This is a genomic window from Mycolicibacterium sp. Y3 (assembly GCF_051188035.1).
GTDB classification, from domain to species: Bacteria; Actinomycetota; Actinomycetes; order Mycobacteriales; family Mycobacteriaceae; genus Mycobacterium; species Mycobacterium fluoranthenivorans.
In genome coordinates this window covers 1,640,927-1,659,774 of sequence record NZ_JAVQLT010000001.1, presented here as the reverse complement: position 1 = coordinate 1,659,774, position 18,848 = coordinate 1,640,927, and the positions used below count along the sequence as shown (strand labels likewise).

Sequence of the window (18,848 nt, the reverse complement as noted above, 5' to 3'; positions counted from 1 at the left end):
TGAGGTGAGCTCAGTAGGCTCGACGGCATGAGCTGGACAGCCGCAGATCTGCCCTCCTTCGCCGGGCGCCGGGTCATCGTCACCGGGGCCAACAGTGGTCTCGGCTTGGTCACCGCCCGTGAGCTGGCCCGGGTCGGGGCCTCGGTCACGCTGGCGGTGCGCAACCTGGACAAGGGCCATGCCGCCGCCGCCCAGATGACCGGCGATGTCACCGTCGCCGCCCTGGATCTGCAGAGCCTGGACTCGATCCGGGAGTTCGCGACCGGGGTCGACGGGGTCGATGTGCTGGTGAACAACGCCGGCATCATGGCGGTGCCGTTCGCGCTGACCGCCGACGGATTCGAGAGCCAGATCGGCACCAACCACCTCGGCCATTTCGCACTGACCAACCTGCTGCTGCCCAAGATCACCGACCGGGTGGTCACGGTGGCCTCGCTGATGCACCTGATCGGATGGATCGATCTCAAGGACCTGAACTGGAAGTCCCGGCCCTACCTGGCCTGGCCCGCCTACGGCCAATCCAAGCTGGCCAATCTGCTGTTCACCAGCGCCCTGCAGCGCCGGTTGGCCGCCGCCGGTTCCCCGGTGCGGGCCATCGCCGCGCACCCCGGCTACTCGGCGACCAATCTGCAGGGCCAGACCGGGAACGCCGTCGGCACCAAGGTGTGGTTGGCGGCGAACAAGATCGCCACCGATGCGGACTTCGGCGCCAGGCAGACGTTGTTCGCCGTGTCCCAGGACGTGCCCGGTGACAGCTTCATCGGCCCGAAGTTCGGGATGCGGGGACCGACCGGCCCCGGCCCGCGTAGCCCACTGGCTCGCTCGGTGCGCACCGCCGAGGGGCTGTGGCAACTGTCTGCGCAGCTCACGGGTACCGAATTTCAGATCTGAGCCCGTCATCGGCTACCCTTGCTCACGTCACGGCGAGGGTTGGTCGACGTCTGTCAATGCAGAAGACCACCGTTATCGACGGGAACCCACTTCGTTGGACCCTGGCCGTGTGTGAACCGGTTTACAGGAGGACCAACACATGGCCAAGAACTCGGCCCCCAACAAGCTGACCGCCGACGTGCGCACCCGCACGGGCAAGGGCGCCTCGCGCCAGGCCCGCCGCGACGGCAAGGTCCCCACCGTGCTGTACGGCCACGGCGAGGATCCGCAGCACCTGGAGCTCAACGCGCGTGACTTCGCCGCCGTGCTGCGCCACTCGGGCACCAACGCGATCCTGACCCTCGATATCGCGGGCAAGGAGCAGCTGGCGCTGACCAAGGCGATCGTCATCCACCCGATCCGCCGCAACATCGTGCACGCCGATCTGTTGGTCGTGCGCCGCGGCGAGAAGGTGACCGTCGACATCGCGGTCGTCGTCGAGGGCGAGGCCGTGCCGGGCACCCTGGTCACCCAGGACGCCAACACCATTCAGGTGGAGGCCGAGGCGATGTCCATCCCCGAGCAGGTGACCGTGTCGGTCGAGGGCCTCGAGGCAGGTACCCAGATCACCGCCGGCCAGATCGAGCTGCCCAAGGGTGTCAGCCTGATCGTCGACCCAGAGACCCTGGTGGTCAACGTCGTCGCCGCGCCGACCGCCGAGGACCTGGACGCCGAGGGCGCCGGCGAGACCGCCGCTGCCGGTGGGGCTGCCGCAGAGCCTGCCGCCGAAGCCGAGTCCGCCGAATAGTTTTGGCCGAGCCGTTACTGGTGGTTGGGCTCGGTAACCCCGGGCCCAACTACGCCAAAACCCGGCACAATGTCGGCTTCATGGTGGCCGACATCCTGGCCGACCGGATCGGCTCAGGTTTCAAGGTGCACAAGCGCTCCGGCGCCGAGGTGGTCACCGGCCGCCTCGGCGACCGGTCCGTGGTGCTGGCCAAACCACGGGTGTACATGAACGAGTCCGGCCGACAGGTCGGGCCGTTGGCCAAGTTCTACTCCGTGGCACCCGCCGACATCGTGGTGCTGCACGACGAGCTCGATATCGACTTCGGCCGGATCCGGCTCAAGCTCGGCGGCGGCGAAGGCGGCCACAACGGCCTGCGCTCGGTGGCAGCCGCGCTGGGCACCAAGGACTTTCAGCGGGTGCGCATCGGCATCGGCCGACCGCCCGGCCGCAAGGATCCTGCGGCCTTCGTGCTGGAGACCTTCAACTCTGTTGAGCGTCCCGAGGTTCCGCTGCTCTGCGAGAACGCCGCCGACGCGACGGAGCTACTGCTTCGCGTTGGTGTCGAGGCCGCCCAGAACACCGTGCACGCCTGGTAGATCCGGCCCTCAGTCCGAGGTGCGCCGCGCATAGGCTCGCAACGCGAACGGCGCCAGCACGGCCGTCATCGCCAGCGACCACAGGATGGTGGACAGCACCGGGTGGTGCAGGGGCAACTGGGCATCCGGCGGAGCCGCGGGGCCGTTACCCCACAGTTCCCGCATAGCCTGAGCCAGCGAGGACACCGGGTTCCATTCCGCGGCCACCCGAAGCCAGCGCGGCATCGGTTCTGTGGGCGCGAAGGTGTTGGCCAGGAACGTGATCGGGAACAGCACGGTGAACATCACCCCGTTGACGGCTTCCACCGAGCGCATCAGCGAGCCGACCAGGATGCCGAACCAGATCATCCCGAATCCGAACACCAGGATCAGCGCGAACGCCAACACCGCGTCCCCGACACCGCCCCGGATCCGCCATCCGATACACAGGCCGGTGATCGCCATGACCACGATGCCGATCGACGAATGGATGAGGCTGGCGACGCTGCGGCCGATCAGCACCGAGGACCGCCGGATGGGCAGGGACCGGAACCGGTCGATCACACCCTTCTCGGCATCGGCGGTGATGCCGGATGCGACGACGAACGCGGTGAACACGATGGTCTGCGCCTGGATACCGGGCAGCAGGAACTCGCGGTAGGACGCCCCGCCCCTGGTGGCGATGGACGCCCCGAACACGAACGCGAACAGCAGCACGAACATGATCGGCTGCACCGTCACGTCACTGAGCATCTCGGGCATCCGCTTGGTGTGGATCATGTTGCGCTTCACCATGATCCAGGACTGCTGCGCGATATTCGTCGGCCGCACCGCCGGGTGCGCGATGGCCTTCTCGGATACGGCGGTCATGCCTGCGCCTCCTCGGCGGTCTCGGCGCGGTGCCCCGTCAGCGACAGGAAGACGTCATCCAGGCTGGGCCGGGACAACCCGATATCGTCGATCTTGATGCCGCTGTCCCGCAGCCAGTTGGCCACCCGGGTCAGGTCGTCGATACCGTCGGCCGCCGCGGTCAGCTGCCGGGCACCCACGTCGACATGCACCTCGGTGCCGGACCGGGCCACCAGGTCACGCGCGGTCGGCAGGTCGGCGGCGTGCGACACCGTGACCACCAGGCTGGCGTTGCCGGCCTGCTCCTTCAGTTGCAGCGGTGTCCCTTTGGCGATGATCCGGCCGTGATCGATGACGACGATATCGTCGGCGAGTTGGTCGGCCTCCTCCAGATACTGCGTGGTGAGCAGCAGCGTGGTACCGCCGGCCACGAGCTCGCGCAGCACCTCCCACAGGTCGCTGCGGCTGCGCGGATCCAGCCCGGTGGTCGGTTCGTCGAGGAACAACACCGGCGGCGCGGCGATCAGGCTGACCGCCAGGTCAAGGCGGCGCCGCATCCCGCCGGAATAGGAGCGCACCGGCCGGTCTCCGGCGGCCACCAGATCGAACTGCTCGAGCAGCCGATCCCCCAGTGACCTGAGGTCCTTGCGGCCGATCCCGTACAGGCCGCCGATCATCCGGATGTTCTCCCGGCCGGTGAGCAGTTCGTCGACGGTGGCGGCCTGTCCGGTGAGCCCCATGTTGCGCCGCACCATATCGGGCTGGGTTCGCACGTCGTATCCGGCGACCCGCGCGGTACCACTGGTGGGTTCCGACAACGTGGTCATCATCCGCACCGTGGTGGTCTTGCCCGCGCCGTTGGGACCCAGCAGCCCGAGCACCGCGCCTTGGGGCACCGTGAAGCTCACCCCGTCGACGGCCCGATTGTCGCCGAACTCTTTGACGAGTTCGATCGCCTCGATCGCCGGTGGGGTCATGGCCTCAACCGTAGCGAGGTGCCCCGACATCTCACCAATGCTTTTGACGGCGTCAAGATCCGCGCCCAGCCCGTAAAGATTCCGTTCACGACGCCGCCGGGGCCCCGAACCGGGCGTAGACCTGAGGACATGAGCGCCACCACGCAGACCACTCGCTGGCATCGCCTCCTCGACGGCGACCGCACGTGGGGGTCGTTGAACATCTCCCTGACCCGCCACGGCATCACCCGCTACCGACTGGTGGTGTTCCCGCCCGGACTGTCCTGCGAGCAGCGTCGGCAGCTGCGGGTGTGGCGGGCCTGGCCGACATGGGGTCTGGTGCTGTGGCTGGTGCTGGAGGTGGCGCTGTTACCGACGGCGGGAACAGGTGGCGCGCTGACGATAGCCACCTTCGCCGCCCTGTCGGCGGGAGCCGTCTCGATGGCATTCGTCGACCAGTTCCGCCGCGAGGTCCGGACGCTGGCCGTGCTGCGGATGGCCGGGATCAACGATCGCGAGAGTGCCGAGTTGTTCGCCGAACTGAAGGGGCACGCCACCGCGCTGGCCCTCGCCGATCGAGAACTGGCTGCCGGTGAGATCTCCGCCGCCGACCACGAGTCGGTGGTGTGGCGGGTCTACGACGGGATGGCCCGCACCTCGGTGGCCTGAGGCGCCCCGCGGATCAGCCAGACCCCCAGGGCGATCACCGCGGCCACCTCGAACCCGGCGATCCCCCGTTCCACCAACCCCAGCGGGATGATCCGCCACCACGCCTGCCCCGACACCACGCCCACCGCGATCGCGCCGAACAGCACGCTCAGCCAGCCGACCGAACCCCACGCCAGCCAGCGCGCGACACGCGCCCACACGTCTCGGCCGCGGGCGATCAGCAGTACCGCCACCGGAAGCGCCACGAACGCGAGCAACGTCGCCACCCGGTGCACGGTTCCGCTGGCACTGGGTCCGACCGCCCAGTTGTGCTTGGGGAAGGCCACCACACCCACCAGCCCGACCACCCAGAGCACCATGAGCACCGATCCGACCGACAGCGGCGGTAGCCGGCCGGCATGAATCAAACCGGCCAGCAGCAGCGCGGACCCGGCCGCCAGCGCCAGGACCGCGATCACGAACAGCCAACCCCCGGCGGTGAACACATACTCGGAGATGGTGGCCCGACGCAATGTTCTGCCGCGCAAGGGTTCTCCACCCAATACGGCATCGAGCGCCAGCACGGCCAACAGGGACGACGCCGCCCCGAATACCGCGATCCAGCCGAACACCACATGAAGACGGCGGTTCATCGAACCAGCCTACTGATCGGCGACTTCAGCGCCCTCGGATTCCGCTGTCGACGACCTTGACCGTCTTGTGCGGGTAGCGCTTCTCGGCATGGGCCTTGGCCGCGGAGTTCGGCAGGACGTAGAGCGTCTCCTTCTTCTCCTGCAGGGGTTTGAGCACCAGATCCATGAAGCCCTTGCGGTCGTCGAGGTAGGGCTCGATCACATCCTCGCCGGCGGGGCAGACGGCCAGACAGTAGGCGGCCTTGTAGTTGGCCTTGAACGACAGGCTCTGCCACATCGAGGCGTTCTCCGAATCACTGACCCTGGACCGGAAATCCGCGGCGTCGGTGCTGTCGGCGATGGTCTGCGCCCAATCGGTGAACCCGCCCATGAACTCGCGGTAGTTGTGCACCGAGCACGCCACGAAGTCGAACTGTCCATCCTTTCCGATGGCCCCCACCGGGCAGGCCGCGACGCACAGCTTGCATTCCAGACACGGCGAATAGTCCAGTGGCTCACCGTATTCGGATATCGGTGCACCTACCAGCAGGGTGGCCAGGATGATGAAGTTACCGAACTTCGGGTGAATGACGTTGCGGTGGATACCCATCACACCCAGCCCGGAGGCCACGGCCACCGGCTTGTGCGCGATCACCCAGATCCGCCCGGGGAACTTGTCCATCTCCATCGGGAACGTCGCCGACGGGTTGATCACCCGGTACCCGGTATCCTCCAGCACCCGGGTGACACGGTGTGCGGTCTCGTTGATGATCTCGCCGGTGCGGTGGAACTCCTGATTGGCCACGCTGCGCTCCGCCGAGCGGACATTGTCCCGGTTCATCTTCACCACCAGCGAGATGTAGCTGCGCACTCCCGGCAACGCCGTTTCGGCGTACTCGCGCTCGGAGGCCAGCGCGGGGTCGTCGAACGAGGCGAACGCGACATCGTCGGCCCCGGACTCCAGACACAGCCGGCGCAGCCAGTCCGCGTCGATCACCGGCGGGACCGGTGCGGCGGTCCGGGCGCGGACCGCACGCACGGTGGGATGTTCGGCCAGGCGCGCGGGGAGTTTGTCCGTCACATAGCTGAATATAGTTTACTAAACCCAGATGGGCAATGCGGCGGCCCGCTGTCGGTCGGCTTCAGTCGATGAATGCAGCGGACAGCGCGCGCAAAAGCCTTGTAAACAACCCCTTTCGAGTTGGCGACCGGGAGCCGAGCTCCATATCCAGATCAGATTTCTCATCGCTGATCTATCCATCAATCGGATCGGCCACGTGTGCGAGACTCGATGCTCGCCGACGACGAGGGAGCAACAGACAGCCATGACCCAGGTGGAACCGTTCGACCCGACCGCATATGCCATCGTGCCCGCACGGACCTTCGACGAGCTAGAGGTCGGCGAGGTGTTCCGGGCACCGAGCCGGACGCTGACCGACGCGCACGCCGCCGCCTTCCAGACCGTCTCGGCCGACAACCATCCCGTGCACTACGACGTCGAATGGGCACGGGCGCACGGTCATTCGGCGCCGGTGGTGCACGGCCTACAGGTCCTGGCGTTCACCGCACCCGGTGCCACCCTTTTTCCGCATGTGATCGGCGAGGTCTTCATCCGATTCAAGAGCGTCACCTGCGAGTTCCTCGGCGAGGTGCACGCCGGGGACACGCTCTACTCCCAACTGACCATCAGCGAACTCGTACCCGACGGCCCGGAAGGCATCGTGAAAGCCGATGCCACAGTGCACAATCAGCGCGGTGAGCTGGTCCTGTCCGGTACACACACCTACGTGTTGAAGCGCGACGACGCGTAGGCGACGTTTCTCGCCGGGGGCGGGCATGCACAAGGGGCCGCGGCCCGGCTGTGCGACAGTACGTTGCATGACTGATCGGTTTCCGCGGTACCGGGTTCTGACGGGTCCAGATGACGCCGTTTTCTGCGCGCGGGTGAGCGAGGCCCTCGATCTGGGATACCAGCTGCACGGCGGGCCCGCCCTGACGTGGACGGGCGCCGGCGTGGTCGTCGCCCAGGCAGTGATCTGGCACGGGCCCGGCGATCCGCCGGCGCGTGAACCGGCGACCTAGCCGGTGACCAGCGCGACCGAGTTGGCGCGGCGCAGCTTGCCCGACGGGGTCTTCGGGATGGTGCCCGGGCCCAGCACGACCACGTTGCGCGGGCGGACGTCCACCTCGGTCACCACCTCGTGGGCGACCTGGTGCTCGATCCGGCGCACCGCGACCGGGTCCTGGTAGGCGTTGGACTCGACGGCCACCGCGAAGGTCTCGCGCGAATGGCCGGCATCGAGGCGCACCGCGACAGCGCAGCCGGGGCGCACGCCCTCGACGCGGCCGGCGGCCCGCTCGATGTCTGTCGGGTAGATGTTGCGCCCGGCCATGATGATGACGTCCTTCACCCGGCCGCACACGACGACGTTGCCCTCGTCGGTGATGTAGCCGAGGTCGCCGGTGTCGTACCAGCCGTGCTCGTCCTGGGTGGGCAGGAACCCGGCCATGGTGATGTAGCCGGGGGTCACCGACTCACCCCGCAGCTGGATCACGCCGACACCGCGAGTCGGCAGCACCGCCCCGTCCTCGTCGACGACACGGGCTTCCAGATCCTTGAGCAGCGGACCGAGCGAGGCCAGCCGGCGGGTGTTGCCCTTGCTGGCCGGCACGGCGCGGCGCAGCGCGGCCAACAGATCGGCGTCGACCTCGTCGACCACCAGACCGGCGTTGCACGGGGAGAACGACACCGCCAGGCAGGTCTCGGCCATGCCGTAGGCCGGCAGGATGGCCGACGGCTGCAGCCCGAACGGCTTACCGGCGTCGATCAGGTCCTCGACGTCGGCCGGTTCGACGGGCTCGGCACCGGACAGCGCAAAGCGCAGGGTGGACAGATCGAACTCGCCCGGCTTGGCCTGGCGGCGCAGCCGCTTGGCGAACAGCGCGTACGCGAAGTTCGGGGCCGCCGTCATGGTGCCCTTGTACTTGTCGATCAGGCGCGCCCACAGCAGGGTGTCGCGCAGGAAGTCCATCGGCGTGACCTTGACCAGCTCGGCGCCGAAGTACATCGGAATGGTGAGGAAGCCGACCATGCCCATGTCGTGGAAGCAGGGCAGCCAGCTGACCATGACGTCCTTGTCGACGTCGTACTGGGCGCCGATGAACATGGCCTCGGCGTTGGAGAAGATGTTGCGGTGCGTGATCTGCACGGCCTTGGGGGAACCGGTGGACCCGGAGGTCAGCTGCATCAGGGCCAGGTCGTCCTCGTCGGTCTCGACGGGGTCGATCGGATCGGCGGCCAGCAGATCCGCGACCTTGAGCACCTTGATGCCCTTTTCCTCCAGCACCGGGATGGCGACTACGAAGGGCTCGGAGATGATGACGGCCTTGAGCTCGATCATCCCGATGACGGTCATGGTGTCTTCGGCCCAGACGGCGAGGTCGGTACGCGGGGTGGGCTGGTGCAGCATGGTCAAGCTGGCGCCGCGCATCCACACGCCCTGGGCGGTGGGAGCGATCTCGACAGGGAAGCCGGCCAGGACGCCGACGGAGTCGGCGGGACCGATACCGGCGGCGGCGAGGCCACCGGCGATGCGGCGGGCGCGCTCGTGGACCTCACCCCAGGTGTGGCGGACGGGCTCGTAAGGCTCACCGGTCACCATGCCCCGCTCGCTCTCCCGGGCATTGCGGTACATCTTGTCGGTAAATCGGCTCACGGCAACCTCCTGAATGTCTGGAAGCGCGTCGCCGGCGACGTCGACCCCAGTGTCATTGCACGTTTCCCTATATTCCGCCTGCTAGCACGCACTATTCGAGAGGCGCGCGCACACAATTGGGAAGCAGTTGTGTCTCAAAACGGTGATGGTCCAGCTGATCCAGTTCCCCCGAACGGCTCTGTCGCGTGGGGAACGACCGGATCGCGCTATTTTCCACCGTCAGCCATCTTAAGAGACCCTTAAGTAACTGCCAAACTGTCGCGAGAATTGAGGCCCGTGTCACACCCCGTCGCTTCGCTCGCCCCGGGCCTCTCACACTTCCGCGATCACACGCGCCCCCGGCACCGGACCGCTGGCCACCCGCACCGTGCGGCACACACCGGCACCGGATAACGCGGCGCCGACCTGCACCGCCCCCTCCTCCGATTCGCAGAGAAAAGCGCAGGTGGGACCTGACCCCGAGACGAGGCCCGCCAGGGCTCCGGCCTCCGTACCGGCACGCAGTGTGCGGCGCAGATCCGGGCGCAAGCTCAGCGCGGCCGGCTGCAGATCGTTGCCCAGCAGCGCCCCGAGTTCGCGCGGGTCGCCGGACGACAGCGCCGCGAGCACCGGCTCGACATCGTCCAGGCGCGGCGGCGCATCCCGGTCCGGGGCGCCACGCAGCCGGTCGATCTCCCCGAACACCGCGGGCGTGGACAAGCCCTTCTCCGCGAACGCCAGCACCCAGTGGAACGTGCTGCGGGCCAGCACCGTGGCCAGTTGCTCACCGCGGCCCGTTCCCAGCGCCGTTCCGCCGTGCAGGGCGAAGGGCACGTCGCTGCCCAGCTTGGCCGCCAGGGTGTGCAGATCGCGGCGGGCCACACCCAGTTCCCACAGGGTGTTCATGCCGACCAGGACCGCGGCCGCGTCGGCACTGCCGCCGGCCATACCGCCGGCCACCGGGATGGACTTCGCGATCGAGATCGCGACATCGGGTGCGCGGCCGACGTGCTCGGCCATCAGTTCGGCCGCCCGCCAGGCCAGGTTGCGGTTGTCGGTGGGCAGCCCGGCCACACCCTCGCCCGACATCTCTATCGACAGCAGGTCGGCGTTGCGGACCGTCACCTCGTCGAACAGGGAGACGGCGTGAAAGAGGGTGGTCAGCTCGTGATAGCGGTCGTCCCGCAGGTCGCCGACCTCGAGATAGAGATTGACCTTGCCGGGCACCCGCACGGTGACGGAACCCGTAGGCACCCATTCGGACGCGGTGTTTCCGTCGGAGGAGGGCACAGGTCGACATTATTCGCCCACCACCCGCGGGAGCGAAGCGACCGGGGGAATAGTGGAAGCGTGCGATTCGGCGGCTATGAGCCCGACGAGCTCCTCGGGCACGGCGGCTATGCGTCGGTGTACCGCGCCCATCACCGCGACGGCGGTGCGGATGTCGCGCTCAAGGTCGCCCGCGCGCACCGCCACCGGCTGGCTCGTGAGTTCGCCTTCGCCGCACGGCTCGACCACCCTCATATCGTGCGGATGCACCGGCTCGGCGACGGCTGGCTGACGATGGAACTGGCCCGCGGCGGGACGGTGACACACCTGCCCGGCCGCGAGGACCGGTTGCGGGCGCTGACCGAGATCGCCGGGGCCCTCGACCACGCCCACCGCCGCGGCATCGTGCACTGCGATGTCAAACCGTCGAATATTCTGCTGTCCCGCGACGATCCGCAAAGCCCCGCCGTGCTGGTCGATTTCGGCAGCGCGCACGCCCTGGCCGAGGACGTCTGGCACCATCCGGGCCGCGCGGATGCGTCGCTGCCCTATGCCGCGCCGGAGCTGCTCACCGGCCACCCACCGTCGGCCGCCACCGACGAGTACGCGCTGGCCTGCGTGTGCGTCGAATTGGTCATCGGCACACCACCATTCGCCGCAGACACGGCCATGGACCTGGTCGAACAGCACCTGCACGCACCCGTGCCGCGCTACCACGGACGCGTCGACGGGATACCGCACGCTTTCGATTCCATCGTGGCCAAGGCCATGGCGAAGGACCCGGACGCGCGCTATCGGTCCTGTACCGAATTCATGGTCCTGATCGCTCGCGCGCTCAGCCGGTGAACTCCCCCGCGATCTCACGGTGGACGAACTCGGTGAGCGCGTCCCCGGTCAGGCCCATGCCGGTGCCCAAAGAGACCTTCACATAAGCGGTTTCGGCGCGCATCCGGCGGAAGGGAATCAACCCCGCGGCGGCGAAGCCCGTCACCGACTCGTAGGCGGCGACATCCGAAGGGACGGGACCGAGGAAGATCGGCACCCCGACCGCGCGACAACGCCGCGCGAACTCCGTGATATCGGTGGGCCCGGACGGCTCGACGGTGCACGCGGTACCGGAGTGATAGGTCTCATGCACCACGGCGTCGAAGCCGGTCGGATCGACCGCCCGGTAATCGAGTCCGGGATACGGGCGCAGGAACAGCACGCGCGCACCGAATCGGACGGGCCCCACCGGCCAGGGCGGCGACGCGGGCGACATGGGTGGCAACCGATCCAGATCGGCGATATCGACCTCACCGTCGCTGTGCACGAAATGCCGGATCGGCGTGGACGGCTGTAACCGCGCGCCGGCATGTACCAGTCGGCGGCCGTCGGGATTGCGGAAAGTGACGAAGACGCCACCACCGGGCACCGCGCCTATCACCTCGAGCGCATCGCGGAAATTGCTGTGCCCATTGGCATCCGGATGATCGAGGGGTCTGTTACTGGCGACCACCACCACCGGAACCGTCAGGTGGCACAGTGCAAAGGCCAGCGCGGTGGCCCCGTAGGACAGGGTGTCGGTTCCATGGGTGATGACCACCCCGGTGTGGTGTGGCCGGATCGCCGCGGCGACCGCGGCCGCCATCGCGGTCCAGTCCGAAGGCCGGGCGTTCTCGCTGAGCAGCGACAGCGGCTCGATCACGTCGAAAGTCGACGTGTCGTCGTATGCCTGGAACAGCAGCCGGGTCTGGCCGGGGGCCAGCCCGATCACGTCACCGGAGCGCCTTGAACCAATCGTGCCGCCGGTGAAGACGACGAGAACAGCTCCTGCGGCGATGCTCAGCTGAGCGACGCCTCGGTGTTGTCGACGGAGTCGACGGCCTCGATGGCTTCCACCGACCGGGCAGTCGGCACCTCGAGCTCACCGGAGCGCTGCAGCAGCCGGACGAAATCGGTGATCGACAGAGTCTCGCCGCGACGGGCCGGATCGATGCTGGCCGCGAGCAGCCGTTCGGCAGACTCGTTACCGGAGCCCGCCCACTCGGCGAAGGCGTTGCGCGAGGTCTTGCGGCGCTGCGCGAAGCCGATGTCGATGAGCTGGAAAACCTGCTCGCGGAAGCTCTCGTCGGTGGGCCACGGCGACGTCTCGTAGCGGTCGATCCGGACCAGGCCGGAGTAGACCCGCGGGATCGGCCAGAACACCGTCGGCGAGACCATGCCGTAGCGGCGCACGTTGCCGAAGAACCGGACCTTCGCGCTGGGCACGCCGTAGTCCTTGCCACCGGGCTCGGCGGCCAGCCGCTCGGCGACCTCGGCCTGCACCATCACCATGACCGTCTTGATGGACGGGAACTCGCACAGCAGGTGGATGAGGGCGGGCACCGCGATGTTGTACGGCAGATTGGCCACCAGGGCGGTGGGCTGCTCGTCCAGGTCGTCGGACTTGAGCGTGAGGATGTCGCGGTTCAGCACGGTCAGCCGGCTGATCTCGCTGTGTGAGTGGTTCGCGATGGTCTTCGGCAGTTGATGGGCCAGTACCGGGTCGATCTCCACCGCGGTGACCCGCGCACCTCGGTCGAGAAGACCCAAGGTCAGCGAGCCGAGGCCGGGCCCCACTTCGAGGACACAGTCCTGGCGGTGGATACCCGATGCCGACACGATGCGCCGCACCGTGTTCGCATCATGGACGAAGTTCTGTCCGAAGGCTTTGCGTGGTCGGAAGTCGATCTCGCGCGCCAGATGCCTGATCTCGGTACGACCGAGCAGTCGGATCGTCATCAGGAGGTACCTACTCTCCCACTACACACCGGCCAGGCGCCCCATCCTTGACGCGCCCTCGTCACTTCAGCAATCGCGATCTGCTCCTCACGGGTAGCCAGATCAGCCCGCTGAGCATACCTCAGACCACCCTGTCGTTCCCATGTGTTCTGATCAAATTGGACGCCACCGAAATATCCGTTGCCGGTGTTGATGGCCCAATTACCACCCGATTCGCATGAAGCGACGGCATCCCAGGCCCGTCCGTCACGCACCGGCGGCACCTCGGTGCCCGGTTTCGCGCCGACGCGCAGCACAGAATCGCGCGCCGGAGTGACGACGACATTGGCTACTGGCAATCTGCCCGTCTCGACTCCGTTGAGCTTCGCGACGGCGAAAGTCACGTCCTGCACACCCGGAGTTCCCGGGTCGACGACGACCTGCCTGCTCATGTTCATCGTCGCGTCCTCGATGCGCTGGCTGGCGGGCGGAAGCGGAATCTGCTGGGTGACCTTCTCGATCCGCAGGCGCGTGACCTGGATCTGCATGCCGTCGACGACGGGCGCGGACGCCGCCGGGACGACGGAGTCATTTTGTTGCAGCGGAACTCCGGCGGCATCGAGCAGGCCGGCCACGTTGGGCGCGGCCAGATGGACCGAACGCACGGTGCCACCGTCGTTGATCTGTACCGTTTTGGCGCTGACCACGGGCAATGCCATCCCCGCCAGCGGCAGGCGGGTGGCGCGGGACGCCGCCGCGGGCGCGGTGTCGGTCAGGGACAGCTGCGCCAACGCGTCCTGGACGGTCGAGGCGGTGGTCCACACTTCTTTGCTGTTTTGACCGTCCAGGGAGATCTGCACGGGACGGCTGCGGCTAAGCACGATGTTGTCGGCGTCATGCACCGGGGTACCTGCCGCCGGGTAGAGGTCGTCGCGGTCACCGACGGTGAAGCCGTTCTCCCGCACCACGTCGATGACCTTGGACTTCATGGTGGTCACGGTGATCGGCGCACCGTCGACGGTCAGCGTCACGGTCTTGTGGGAGGTAACCGCCACCCCACCAGCAAACACGAGCGTCAATAAAAGGGTTCCCACGAGCAGTCGAAGCGCAGGCGAACGCTCCTCATGGATCTTGTCCAAAACACTCAAGAGTCTGTCGTCTCCGGGTTTCGACCCATACGGGCCCGCGGCACTCGCGACCCGGCTGGCCGCCCGCGTTCTATAACAGGAAGGTAACGAAGATCTGCAACCGGCGCCAATTCACACGCCCGGCAGCTGGTAGACGCGCCTCGCGGTGGCGGTCGTGACCTCGGCCAGCTCGGTCGCCGGCCGGTCCAGGATATCGGCCAGCGCGCGCACCGTGTACGGCAGGCAGTACGACTCGTTGGGTGCGCCGCGGAATGGGTGCGGGGTCAGGAACGGCGCATCGGTCTCGACCAGCAGCTGACCGTCCGGGATGACCCCGGCGGCTTCCCGCAGCGCGTGCGCGTTCCGGAAGCTGACGGTGCCCGACAGGCTCAGTGTCCAGCCGTTGGCGACGCAGGTTCTGGCCATCTCGACGCCGGAGGAGAAACAGTGGAAGATCACCGTCTCCGGGGCGCCCTCAGCGGCCAGCACGTCGAGCACCTCGGCGTCGGCGTCACGGTTGTGGATCATCAGCGGCTTACCGGTCCGTTTGGCCAGATCGATATGCCAGGCGAAGGCTTCCCGCTGTTGGGTCGGATCGGCGCAGCCCTCGAGTCGGCCCGGCCAGTACATATCCATCCCGGTCTCCCCCACGGCCACCACCCGGGGATCCCGCGCCAAGGCGTCCAGGTCGGTGCGCGCGGCGTCATCGAGGGCGTTGGCGCGGGTGGGGTGCAGCGCCACCGCGGCGTAGACGCGCTCGTCCCAGCCCGCCGCCTGAGCGGCCCAGCGGGCGGCGTCCAGATCGTCGGCGATGGTGACGACGGCCTGCACACCGACCGCCCCGGCCCTGTCCAGGATCGCGGCGACGTCCGCAGGGGTCTGCGCGCCGCAGGCGTCCAGGTGGGTGTGCGCGTCGATCAGCGGGGCGAGCGGCTCCGGAGCGGGCGGCTTCTGTCTCTTGGAGCTCACGCCGACACTTTAAGGTGGAAACCCTCATGAGCAACTCGTCTTCCCCCGGCGCGGGGACGCGCACCCCCGGGGATCCCTACTACGTGACCACGGCCATCGCCTACCCGAACGGCGACCCGCATATCGGGCACGCCTACGAGTACATCGCCACCGACGCGATCGCCCGGTTCAAGCGTCTCGACGGGTTCGACGTGCGCTACCTGACCGGAACCGATGTGCACGGCCTGAAGATGGCCGAGACGGCCGCCAAACTGGGCATCACCGCCGCCGAGCTGGCCAACCGCAACTCCGACGTGTTCGAACGGATGCAGGAAAGACTCGGTGCCTCCTACGACCGGTTCATCCGGACCTCCGATACCGACCATTACGAGGCGTCCAAGGAGATCTGGCGCGCGATGAACGAAGCCGGCGATATCTACCTCGGCAGTTATCAGGGCTGGTATTCGGTGCGCGACGAGCGTTTCTTCACCGAGGACGAGACCGAGGAACGCGACGGCTCGCGGTTCGCCACCGAGACCGGTACCGAGGTGACCTGGACCGAGGAGCAGACCTACTTCTTCAAACTGTCCGCCTACACCGACCGGCTGCTGGCCCACTACGCCGCCCATCCCGAGTTCATCGGGCCAGATGTGCGGCGCAACGAGGTGGTCAGCTTCGTCTCCGGCGGGCTGCGCGACCTGTCCATCTCGCGCACCACCTTCGACTGGGGTGTGCCCGTCCCGGATCACCCCGACCACGTGATGTACGTGTGGGTGGATGCGTTGACCAACTACCTGACCGGGGTCGGTTTCCCGGACACCTCCTCGGAGGACTTTCAGAAGTACTGGCCGGCGAACCTGCACATGATCGGCAAGGACATCATCAGGTTCCACACGGTGTACTGGCCCGCCTTCCTGATGTCGGCCGGTATCGAGTTGCCGCGACGGGTTTTCGCGCACGGCTTCATCAACGTCAAGGGCGAGAAGATGAGCAAGTCGCTCGGCAACGTGGTCGATCCGCTGGTGCTCGTCGACGAGTTCGGCGTGGACCAGGTGCGCTACTTCTTCCTGCGCGAGGTGCCCTTCGGTCAGGACGGCAGCTACAGCGAGGAGGCCATCATCGGCCGGATCAACGCCGATCTGGCCAATGAGCTGGGAAACCTGGCCCAACGATCACTGTCGATGGTCAACAAGAACCTCGACGGCGTGGTGCCCCAACCCGGTCCGTTCACCGCGGAGGACACCGAACTGCTCACCGCAGCCGACGGGTTGCTGGAGCGCGTCCGCGGCCATTACGACGAGCAGGCCATGCACCTGGCCCTGGACGCCATCTGGTCGGTGCTGGCCGCGGCCAACAAGTACTTCTCCGCGCAGGAGCCGTGGGTACTGCGCAAGGTCGGGACGCCCGAGGCTGAGGAACGCTTCGGGACGGTGCTCTATACGACGCTGGAGACCGTGCGCATCGCCACGCTACTGAGCCAGCCGGTGATGCCCGGGTCGACGGCCAAGCTGCTCGACCTGCTCGGGCAGTCGGCAGCGCAGCGTGATTTCGCGGCCATCGGGACCCGGTTGGCGCCGGGGACGGCCCTGCCCAAACCCGAAGGCGTGTTCCCGCGGTACCAGGTCGCCGACACGGAGTGATCTGGGTCACCGCCTGTCACACTTTCGGGATGGGCGGTGTCTTGAGGGCATGACTGAGAACAACGCAACCCAGAAAGTGATCGTCCTCGGCGGCGGCTACGCCGGCGTGCTGGCCGCCAACCACCTGCTCCAACAGCAGGCAGCACAAGTCACATTGGTCAACGCCCGGCCCGAGTTCGTCGAACGCATCCGGCTGCACCAGCTGGTCGCGGGTACCCACGACGCCACCGCCGCCTACGACGAGTTGCTCTCCGACAAGGTGACTCTGGTGGTCGACACGGCCGAACGCATCGACACCGCGGCACGCCGCGTCGAGCTGGCTTCGGGGAACACCCTCGACTACGACTACCTGATCTACGCCGTCGGCAGCACCAGCGCCGGTGCACCTGAATTCGCTTATGCTCTAAGCGAATTCGAAGATGCGCAGCGCCTGCGTGCCCGTCTGCAGGATGTCCCGATGTCGGCGCCGATCGTGGTGGTGGGCGGCGGTCTGACCGGTATCGAGGCGGCTTCGGAATTCGCCGAGGCCGGTAGGGCGACGACGCTCGTGGCGGGTCCGGCGCTGGGGCCCTCGCTGGGCGCCCAGGCGCGCAGATCCGCGGCCAAGCAGCTGGCCAAGCTGGGTGTCACCGTCATCGTGGGCCCGACGGTGGCCGCTGTGCACGCCGACCACGTCGAGCTGTCCGACGGTCGCCTGCTGCGCAGCGCCACCACGGTCTGGACTGTCGGCTTCGGGGTGCCCGAGCTCGCCGCCCGCAGCGGCCTTCGCACGGACGACCTGGGCCGGCTGCTCACCGACGAGACGCTGGTGAGCATCGACGACGACCGCGTCGTCGGCGCCGGTGACGCGGTGGCGCCGTCGGGGGCGCCGTTGCGGATGAGCTGCCAGGCTGCGATGCCACTGGCCGCGCAGGCTGCGCGCACCGTGCTGGCCCGCATCGACGGCGACGCCCCGCAGGCGATCAACCAGGCTTTCGCCGGACAGTGCGTCAGCATCGGACGGTCCTACGGCACCATCCAGATCTCACGCCCGGATGACAGCCCGCGCCGCGCCTACGTCGGTGGCCGTATCGCCGCGTCGATCAAGGAGATGGTGTGCAAGGGCACGCTGTGGCAGCTGCGTCGCGAAGCGGCCAAACCCGGATCCTATTTCCTGATCAAGGGTGGTAAGCGGGCCGAGCGGCTGGCAGCGCTCCTGGAGCACGACCCGGCATGAACGAGCACGCCGAGCGGTTCACCGCACTGCGACCGCTGCTGTTCACCATCGCCTACGAAATCCTGGGTTCGGCAACCGAATCCGACGATGTGCTGCAGGAGAGTTACCTGCGCTGGGCCGAGGTGGACCTGGATGCGGTCGTCGACACCAAGGCCTACCTGGCCCAGTTGGTGACCCGGCAGTCGCTCAACGCGTTACGCGCCACGGCGCGCCGCCGCGAGGAGTACGTCGGGCCATGGCTGCCGGAACCCGTTCTGGTCGAGGATGCTTCGGCTGACGTGGTGCTGGCCGAGTCGGTGTCGATGGCGATGATGGTGGTGCTGGAGACTCTCACACCCGACGAGCGCGCCATCTTCGTGCTGCGCGAGGTGTTCGGCTTCAGCCACGACGAGATCGCCGCGGCGGTGGGCCGGTCGCCGGCCGCGGTGCGCCAGATGGCGCACCGCGCAAGGGAACACGTGCAGGCCCGACGCAAGCGGTTCGACCATGTCGACGCCGCGGTCGGCGAACAGATCACCGCGCAGTTCTTCGCCACCGCCGCAACCGGCGATGTGGCCGCGCTCGTCGAGATGCTGGCACCCGATGTGGTGTGGACGGCCGACAGCGCGGGCAAGGTCAGCGCGGCACGGCGGCCGGTGATCGGCGCGGACAAGGTGGCCAGGCTGGTGCTCGGCCTGATGCGCGGGGCCGGCGAACGGCCCGACGCGCGGATCGACCTCGCCGTGTACAACAACGCACCCGCCCTGGTCCTGTACCTGGGTGACAACCTCGAAGGGGTGATCACCGTGGAGATCACCGACGGCAGGATCAGCCATTTCTACGCGATGCGCAATCCGGACAAGCTCTCGTCGATCATGGTCCCGCGCGCGATCAGCCGATAGCTTCTGACAG

Annotated in this window: 20 protein-coding genes; 10 read left to right on the top strand and 10 right to left on the bottom strand. The window is 67.6% G+C overall.

Features of this window, described 5'->3' with window-relative positions; all coding sequences use genetic code 11:
* Window positions 1-27: 27 nt before the first annotated feature.
* From QN239_RS08225 to pth, 3 genes are all read left to right on the top strand, one after another.
* A complete protein-coding gene (locus QN239_RS08225) occupies window positions 28-891 on the top strand; it encodes an oxidoreductase (protein ID WP_499009421.1) in 864 nt (287 codons plus the stop codon).
* Between the two features lie 139 nt (window positions 892-1,030).
* Complete coding sequence (locus tag QN239_RS08220) at window positions 1,031-1,678, top strand: 50S ribosomal protein L25/general stress protein Ctc (protein WP_499009419.1); 648 nt, start codon at window positions 1,031-1,033, stop codon at window positions 1,676-1,678.
* A gap of 2 nt (window positions 1,679-1,680) precedes the next feature.
* Window positions 1,681-2,256, top strand: a complete 576-nt coding sequence (pth, locus tag QN239_RS08215; protein ID WP_499009418.1) for an aminoacyl-tRNA hydrolase — start codon at window positions 1,681-1,683, stop codon at window positions 2,254-2,256.
* A 9-nt stretch (window positions 2,257-2,265) separates the two neighbouring features.
* Here pth and QN239_RS08210 read toward each other — a convergent pair whose 3' ends face one another.
* Together QN239_RS08210 and QN239_RS08205 are read right to left on the bottom strand one after the other, a co-directional pair.
* On the bottom strand, window positions 2,266-3,105 hold the full coding sequence (locus QN239_RS08210) for an ABC transporter permease (RefSeq protein ID WP_499009417.1): 840 nt from the start codon (window positions 3,103-3,105) through the stop codon (window positions 2,266-2,268).
* Complete coding sequence (locus QN239_RS08205; RefSeq protein WP_499009415.1) at window positions 3,102-4,091, bottom strand: efflux ABC transporter ATPase subunit, DrrA-related; 990 nt, start codon at window positions 4,089-4,091, stop codon at window positions 3,102-3,104. Before QN239_RS08205 ends, QN239_RS08210 begins: the two co-directional genes overlap by 4 nt.
* Before the next feature lie 99 nt (window positions 4,092-4,190).
* Between QN239_RS08205 and QN239_RS08200 the strand changes: the two genes are divergently transcribed.
* Window positions 4,191-4,709 carry a DUF6611 family protein gene (locus QN239_RS08200; RefSeq protein WP_499009414.1) on the top strand — a complete coding sequence of 173 codons (519 nt, stop codon included), beginning with the start codon at window positions 4,191-4,193 and terminating at the stop codon, window positions 4,707-4,709.
* Here the strand turns inward: QN239_RS08200 and QN239_RS08195 are convergent.
* Window positions 4,676-5,341 carry a DUF998 domain-containing protein gene (locus QN239_RS08195; protein ID WP_499009413.1) on the bottom strand — a complete coding sequence of 222 codons (666 nt, stop codon included), beginning with the start codon at window positions 5,339-5,341 and terminating at the stop codon, window positions 4,676-4,678. The genes QN239_RS08200 and QN239_RS08195 overlap by 34 nt on opposite strands.
* A 25-nt stretch (window positions 5,342-5,366) precedes the next feature.
* Window positions 5,367-6,401: a 4Fe-4S binding protein gene (locus QN239_RS08190; protein WP_499009411.1), complete on the bottom strand. Its 1,035-nt coding sequence runs from the start codon at window positions 6,399-6,401 to the stop codon at window positions 5,367-5,369.
* Between the two features lie 244 nt (window positions 6,402-6,645).
* On the opposite strand from QN239_RS08190, the gene QN239_RS08185 reads away from it, so the two are divergent.
* Together QN239_RS08185 and QN239_RS08180 are read left to right on the top strand one after the other, a co-directional pair.
* The gene (locus tag QN239_RS08185) at window positions 6,646-7,131 is read left to right on the top strand and encodes a MaoC family dehydratase (protein ID WP_499009409.1); all 486 of its coding nucleotides are present in this window, start codon (window positions 6,646-6,648) and stop codon (window positions 7,129-7,131) included.
* Window positions 7,132-7,198: 67 nt separating this feature from the next.
* Window positions 7,199-7,402, top strand: coding sequence for a DUF1737 domain-containing protein (locus QN239_RS08180; RefSeq protein ID WP_499009407.1), 204 nt, complete (start codon window positions 7,199-7,201; stop codon window positions 7,400-7,402).
* Here QN239_RS08180 and QN239_RS08175 read toward each other — a convergent pair.
* Together QN239_RS08175 and QN239_RS08170 are read right to left on the bottom strand one after the other, a co-directional pair.
* Window positions 7,399-9,036 (bottom strand): fatty acyl-AMP ligase, encoded by a 1,638-nt coding sequence (locus tag QN239_RS08175; RefSeq protein WP_499009405.1) that lies wholly within the window; start codon window positions 9,034-9,036, stop codon window positions 7,399-7,401. The two genes, QN239_RS08180 and QN239_RS08175, sit on opposite strands and share 4 nt — an antisense overlap.
* A gap of 312 nt (window positions 9,037-9,348) precedes the next feature.
* Window positions 9,349-10,305: a 4-(cytidine 5'-diphospho)-2-C-methyl-D-erythritol kinase gene (locus QN239_RS08170; protein ID WP_499009403.1), complete on the bottom strand. Its 957-nt coding sequence runs from the start codon at window positions 10,303-10,305 to the stop codon at window positions 9,349-9,351.
* Window positions 10,306-10,365: 60 nt separating this feature from the next.
* Here QN239_RS08170 and QN239_RS08165 point away from each other — a divergent pair, with 60 nt between their 5' ends.
* The gene (locus QN239_RS08165; RefSeq protein WP_499009402.1) at window positions 10,366-11,130 is read left to right on the top strand and encodes a serine/threonine-protein kinase; all 765 of its coding nucleotides are present in this window, start codon (window positions 10,366-10,368) and stop codon (window positions 11,128-11,130) included.
* Here the strand turns inward: QN239_RS08165 and QN239_RS08160 are convergent.
* The 4 genes from QN239_RS08160 to QN239_RS08145 all read right to left on the bottom strand — a co-directional run bounded on the left by QN239_RS08160 (window position 11,120) and on the right by QN239_RS08145 (window position 15,122).
* Window positions 11,120-12,106 carry an asparaginase gene (locus QN239_RS08160; RefSeq protein ID WP_499016668.1) on the bottom strand — a complete coding sequence of 329 codons (987 nt, stop codon included), beginning with the start codon at window positions 12,104-12,106 and terminating at the stop codon, window positions 11,120-11,122. The genes QN239_RS08165 and QN239_RS08160 overlap by 11 nt on opposite strands.
* A 2-nt stretch (window positions 12,107-12,108) precedes the next feature.
* Window positions 12,109-13,047, bottom strand: a complete 939-nt coding sequence (gene rsmA, locus QN239_RS08155) for a 16S rRNA (adenine(1518)-N(6)/adenine(1519)-N(6))-dimethyltransferase RsmA (protein ID WP_090362359.1) — start codon at window positions 13,045-13,047, stop codon at window positions 12,109-12,111.
* Window positions 13,047-14,174, bottom strand: a complete 1,128-nt coding sequence (locus tag QN239_RS08150) for a resuscitation-promoting factor (protein WP_499009401.1) — start codon at window positions 14,172-14,174, stop codon at window positions 13,047-13,049. Before QN239_RS08150 ends, rsmA begins: the two co-directional genes overlap by 1 nt.
* Before the next feature lie 111 nt (window positions 14,175-14,285).
* Window positions 14,286-15,122, bottom strand: a complete 837-nt coding sequence (locus QN239_RS08145; protein ID WP_499009400.1) for a TatD family hydrolase — start codon at window positions 15,120-15,122, stop codon at window positions 14,286-14,288.
* 26 nt (window positions 15,123-15,148) lie between these two features.
* On the opposite strand from QN239_RS08145, the gene metG reads away from it, so the two are divergent.
* Genes metG through QN239_RS08130 form a run of 3 tightly spaced genes read left to right on the top strand, consistent with a single transcriptional unit; the run spans window position 15,149 to window position 18,838 of the window.
* Window positions 15,149-16,741: a methionine--tRNA ligase gene (gene metG / locus QN239_RS08140; RefSeq protein ID WP_499009399.1), complete on the top strand. Its 1,593-nt coding sequence runs from the start codon at window positions 15,149-15,151 to the stop codon at window positions 16,739-16,741.
* Between the two features lie 49 nt (window positions 16,742-16,790).
* Window positions 16,791-17,957, top strand: coding sequence for an NAD(P)/FAD-dependent oxidoreductase (locus QN239_RS08135; RefSeq protein WP_499009397.1), 1,167 nt, complete (start codon window positions 16,791-16,793; stop codon window positions 17,955-17,957).
* Window positions 17,954-18,838 (top strand): RNA polymerase sigma-70 factor, encoded by an 885-nt coding sequence (locus tag QN239_RS08130; RefSeq protein ID WP_499009395.1) that lies wholly within the window; start codon window positions 17,954-17,956, stop codon window positions 18,836-18,838. Before QN239_RS08135 ends, QN239_RS08130 begins: the two co-directional genes overlap by 4 nt.
* Window positions 18,839-18,848 lie beyond the last annotated feature (10 nt).

What these genes read in the sequence shown, in the direction of transcription:
- QN239_RS08225 (WP_499009421.1), top strand. Translation starts at nt 28, where the DNA reads ATGAGCTGGACAGCCGCAGATCTGCCCTCCTTCGCCGGGCGCCGGGTC.
- QN239_RS08220 (WP_499009419.1), top strand. Translation starts at nt 1,031, where the DNA reads ATGGCCAAGAACTCGGCCCCCAACAAGCTGACCGCCGACGTGCGCACC.
- QN239_RS08210 (WP_499009417.1), bottom strand. Translation starts at nt 3,105, where the DNA reads ATGACCGCCGTATCCGAGAAGGCCATCGCGCACCCGGCGGTGCGGCCG.
- QN239_RS08205 (WP_499009415.1), bottom strand. Translation starts at nt 4,091, where the DNA reads ATGTCGGGGCACCTCGCTACGGTTGAGGCCATGACCCCACCGGCGATC.
- QN239_RS08200 (WP_499009414.1), top strand. Translation starts at nt 4,191, where the DNA reads ATGAGCGCCACCACGCAGACCACTCGCTGGCATCGCCTCCTCGACGGC.
- QN239_RS08195 (WP_499009413.1), bottom strand. Translation starts at nt 5,341, where the DNA reads ATGAACCGCCGTCTTCATGTGGTGTTCGGCTGGATCGCGGTATTCGGG.
- QN239_RS08185 (WP_499009409.1), top strand. Translation starts at nt 6,646, where the DNA reads ATGACCCAGGTGGAACCGTTCGACCCGACCGCATATGCCATCGTGCCC.
- QN239_RS08180 (WP_499009407.1), top strand. Translation starts at nt 7,199, where the DNA reads ATGACTGATCGGTTTCCGCGGTACCGGGTTCTGACGGGTCCAGATGAC.
- rsmA (WP_090362359.1), bottom strand. Translation starts at nt 13,047, where the DNA reads ATGACGATCCGACTGCTCGGTCGTACCGAGATCAGGCATCTGGCGCGC.
- metG (WP_499009399.1), top strand. Translation starts at nt 15,149, where the DNA reads ATGAGCAACTCGTCTTCCCCCGGCGCGGGGACGCGCACCCCCGGGGAT.
- QN239_RS08135 (WP_499009397.1), top strand. Translation starts at nt 16,791, where the DNA reads ATGACTGAGAACAACGCAACCCAGAAAGTGATCGTCCTCGGCGGCGGC.
- QN239_RS08130 (WP_499009395.1), top strand. Translation starts at nt 17,954, where the DNA reads ATGAACGAGCACGCCGAGCGGTTCACCGCACTGCGACCGCTGCTGTTC.